The organism is Acinetobacter sp. USHLN143 (assembly GCF_037145695.1).
GTDB classification, from domain to species: Bacteria; Pseudomonadota; Gammaproteobacteria; order Pseudomonadales; family Moraxellaceae; genus Acinetobacter; species Acinetobacter fasciculus.
In genome coordinates this window covers 1-903 of record NZ_JBBCWZ010000177.1, presented here as the reverse complement: position 1 = coordinate 903, position 903 = coordinate 1, and the positions used below count along the sequence as shown (strand labels likewise).

Below are 903 nucleotides of genomic sequence, written 5' to 3'. Positions count from 1 at the left end.
TTCGCCGATACGACGGAGTTGGCAGCCACAAGCGCATTGGGTTGATGCAGGTTCATGCTCAATACGGATGGTGTGTAGATGATCTGGCAGTGGTCGACGTTTAGGTTTATTGGTTTTGGCTTTCTGTGTCGCTGCATTGGTTTTATCTGCATTTAGCCGTTCCAGTTCTAGATCAACCGCGGCAATATCTTCTTCAACCGCTTCATCCCACAGATGGATTTGTTTTGCCGTTAAGTGTTCATTCTTTTGGGCGAATTTGTGCTTTTTAAACAGCGCCAGTTCATGCTCGTATTTTTGATTGAGAATAGAAAGATGTTGAACTTTGGCATCCAATTGTTGGTTTGATTGTGCTAGAGACTGATGCTGCAGCGCCAACTGCCTGGTGAATTCCAGCAGTTGTTCATGGGTCAGTTGGCTTAAATCAGGCAGCGTATTCATGACCGCAGTATGCCTGAGGTCATGAGAAGAATGAAATAGAACGTTTGGAGAATAGCAGAATGGTCGAGCCTGGTTTAAAGCATCGTCACCACCTGCTGTCGTCCAATGCGCTGCCAGGGCAAACCTTGGATCAGTGCCTGTAACTGTTCCGGGCTGAGGGCCACGGTTTCACCTTGGTGAACTTGAGCCCAGTGAAATTTGCCCTGTTCCAGCCGCCGGGCACACAGCCAGATGCCCAATCCATCATGTACCAGCACTTTCATGCGATGGCCACGTTTATTACAGAACAGGTAAGCACAATGCGGTTTGATGTAGCCAAAGGCTCTCACCACCTGAGCCATGGTCGTATCCATACCTGCTCGCATATCCAGAGGTTGGGTAGAAAGCCAGATTTCATCAATGCGGATCATGTTGCAAGTGCCTTGAGTAATTCTGCTAAAGCAGATATTTCTGATACTTGCCATT

1 protein-coding gene and 1 pseudogene are annotated in these 903 nt (G+C 47.7%); both read right to left on the bottom strand.

The features are described 5' to 3' along the window. Window positions 1-438: pseudogene (locus tag WFH18_RS17530) on the bottom strand (IS66 family transposase); the annotation flags it as partial. A gap of 74 nt (window positions 439-512) precedes the next feature. Beyond that, a partial coding sequence (tnpB, locus tag WFH18_RS17525; RefSeq protein WP_148334924.1) for an IS66 family insertion sequence element accessory protein TnpB occupies window positions 513-903 on the bottom strand: 391 nt, incomplete at its 5' end.